Here is a 3280-nt window from a genome sequence, read left to right on the forward strand (position 1 = left end):
TCACCATCTCGGGATCGGTCACCGTCGCCGACGGGGCCGGCGGCAGCGGGCCTCTCCCGTTCGGTGTCCAGCCCTTCGTGTCGCTGTACAACTGGGACGGCTTCCAGATCCGGAGTTCGACGTCGGCGTCGCGGTCGGGGTCGGGTCCGGCGTGGTCTCGGGCGAGGGGGCCGGAGTGGGCTCGACGGTCGGCTCCGGAGTCGGCTCCGGGGTGCTCGGCTCCTCGATGTCGTCCCAGATCGCGGCGAGGTACGCCGTGGTCGGAGGAGTGCTCATCGCGTCGAGACCGGCGGCGGTCGTCGAGGAGAGGGTCGAGTCGACGGTGAAGCCGCCCGTCCTCGCCGTCTTGCCGGCCATGTTCGTGCGCGTGTTCACGACGCTGTCCCACACGGGCTGGAGGGAGCCGATGAGGGTCGAGTCGGAGGCGTCGACGTTGCCGCCGCCCGAGCCCTGGATCGCGCTGAGGCTGCCCGGTCCGTTGATCGCGCCCGCGGCGCCCGCACCGCCCCGCAGGAAGGGGTAGCGCTGGACGGTGGTGCTGCCGCCGACGACGAGCGACTCCTCGAACGCGACGTTGCGCACTCCGCCGATGATGACGGCGCTGTTGTTCGAGCTGAACACGACGGTGTCGCGGAGGGTCACCTGGCCGGTCACTCCGCCGCCCTCGATCTGGAGGGTGTCGGTGTGGGGCCGCGCCGGGTTGGACCCGCCGTACACCGCGTCCACGTAGTACGACGGGGCGAGGTAGCCGCCCTCGACCAGCACGTCGCTCATCACGTTGGGGGCGAAGGCCTTGATCTGGGCGGTGTCGCCGCTCTTCACCATGGACTGCGGCACGACGACCTCGATGAGCTCGACGTCGCGCACGGGCACGTTCGAGGAGGCGGCGAGGCCGATCCAGTTCTCGTTGATCCGCAGCCGGGCGAAGGAGGAGTGCGTGGCGCCCTTCACGTCGAGCGAGTCGATGTCGAAGCGCAGGAGGGTGAGGCCGGTGACCGCCCGCAGGGCCCAGTCGCCGCCGGTGACCGACTGGAAGCCGTCGCGCGCCGTGACGAGCACCTTGGTCGCGCCGGTGTTGCGGTAGCCGCTGACCGCCGACAGGTCGGAGATGTGCCCGGGAGCGACCCGGATGACGGCTCCCGCCGCGATCTCGGCCGGCTTCAGTGCGTCGAGCGCACGGCGGATCGCGGGGCCCGACGCGGCGACGTCGACGACCGTGAGGCCCTCGAAGCCGGAACGGATGTCGGGGGTGTCGGACGGGTAGTGCGTGCCGTCGGGCCCGAAGGCCGACCCGGTCTCGGCGGCCGAGGCGGCCGGAGCGCCCTGGAGGGACAGTCCCGTCACGGCGATAGTCACCGCGGCGGTGAGCGCCAGGGCGCGCACCAGCGTGGTCGTCGCGCGACCCGCGGTGCGGAGGGAGGAGGCGCCCGCGCTCGGGACGGGCGGCGGCGGGGTGCTGGAGGGGGTGGCTCTGGCCATGGGGTGACTTCCGATCGGCTCGTGCTGCGGGGACGGGTCGCCCGGAGCACGTCGCGGCGGGGCCTCGACACTCCGCGGACCGGGCCCCTCCTCGAGGGAGGTGCCGCGGCTGCACGCGTCGCTGCGTTCCGGGCTGATGGTGCGGGGAGCAGCGGTGGTCGGAGCGCTGCTGCCGACGTGGCCGGCCTCTGCGACGACGGTGCACGTCGCCTCGGCCGGACACGGCTGCAGCTGCTGGTCGAGCGCTCCGCGGCTACAGCCGTGACGCTATCCGTCAAGGGGTTGTCCGAGGCCCGGATGAACGGAAGCTCCGCTGACCGGGCCCTCGAAGAAGGGTGGTGGTGGAGTGGGAACGCCCCCCTCTGCGCCGATCGGGCGGAGAGGGGGGCGTCGTCGTGCGTCCGGCCCGACTACTCGTTGACGGTGAAGCCCTGCGAGGCGCCGTAGGTCACGAGGTTCTCCTGCCACGCCTCGAGGCCGGCGTTGAGGTCGGTCCCGTTCGCGTAGGCCTGGCCGACGGTGTCCGGGAACACGCTGTTCGCGTACACCTGGAAGGGCAGGTACTCGAAGCCCTCGACCACGTTCTCGGAGGCGTCGACGAGGACCTTGTTGATCTCCTGGCCGCCGAAGTACTCGGGGGTCGCGTTCAGGAACTCGTCGGCGTTCAGCTGGGCCGTGGTGGAGGGGAATCCGCCGCCGTCCAGGAACACGCCGATGCTCTCGTCGGAGTTGTTCAGCCAGCGCAGGAACGCCGCCGCGAGGGCCGGGTCGTCGGTCTGCTCGATGACCGACTGCGCGCTGCCGCCGTTCTCGGCGGTGGCGGCCGAGCCGTCGTAGCTCGGCAGCGGGGCCACGCGCCAGTCACCGGCGCCGTCGGGCACGGAGCCCTCGAGGATGCCGGGCATCCAGGCTCCGGTGATCAGCGTCGCGATCGTGCCGTTGCCCAGGGCGGTGAACCAGTCGTCCGACCACGTCGGGATCGGGGAGAGCAGACCGGGCTCGTGCAGCTGGTTCCACGTGTCGGCCCACTTCTTCGAGCCCTCGTCCTGCAGGTCGATGGTGACGTCCGTGCCGTCCGTCGTGAAGGGCTGCCCGCCCGCCTGCCAGATCAGCGGGTCGGCGAAGCCGGGGTCGCCGGCGTCGTTGGTGATGAACTTCGACGGGTCGGCGGCGGTGAGCTTCTCGCCCTGGGCGATGTACTCGTCCCAGGTGGTGGGCACGGCGAGGCCGTACTGGTCGAAGATCGCCTGGTTGTAGAGCATCACCATGGGGCCCGAGTCCTGCGGGAGGCCGTAGAGGCCGCCGTCGAGGTTCACGGCGCTCCACGTCGACGCGGTGTAGTCCTCCTCGAGGTCCGCGAGCCCGTAGGGGGTGAGGTCGAGCAGTCCGTCCGACAGGGCGAACTGCTGCATCGCGTAGTACTCGATCTGCGCGACGTCCGGTGCTCCCGAGCCCGCCTTGATGGCGTTCTGCAGCTTGGTGTACTCGTCCGTCGCGGTGCCGGCGTTGACGACCTCGACCTCGACGTTCGGGTACTCCTCCATGAAGGCGGCGGCCTGGTCGGCGCCGGTGGGCGTCCAGGTCCAGTAGGTGAGCTCGCCGCCGCGCTCGAGGGCGGCGTCGAGGTCGGCGGCCGAGCCGGCCGAGGCGGTCCCGGAGTCGGTGCTGCACGAGACGAGGGTCATCGCCGAGATGCCGGCGACGACGAGGCCGGCGAGCACGCGGCTCCTGGTGCCTCTGCGGAGTTCGAACATGGTGGTCCTTTCACTTCTTCGTGGTGGGGAGGGGTGCTGTGCGGGAG

At 71.3% G+C, this 3280-nt stretch carries 2 protein-coding genes; both read right to left on the reverse strand.

The window, feature by feature from the left end; all coding sequences use genetic code 11:
- Positions 1–18: 18 nt before the first annotated feature.
- A complete protein-coding gene (locus tag NB037_RS19045; RefSeq protein WP_251948576.1) occupies positions 19–1479 on the reverse strand; it encodes a hypothetical protein in 1461 nt (486 codons plus the stop codon).
- A gap of 410 nt (positions 1480–1889) precedes the next feature.
- Positions 1890–3233: an ABC transporter substrate-binding protein gene (locus NB037_RS19050; protein ID WP_251948579.1), complete on the reverse strand. Its 1344-nt coding sequence runs from the start codon at positions 3231–3233 to the stop codon at positions 1890–1892.
- Between the last annotated feature and the right edge of the window lie 47 nt (positions 3234–3280).

Origin of the sequence: Rathayibacter rubneri (assembly GCF_023743255.1) — a bacterium.
Taxonomy (GTDB): Bacteria; Actinomycetota; Actinomycetes; order Actinomycetales; family Microbacteriaceae; genus Rathayibacter; species Rathayibacter rubneri.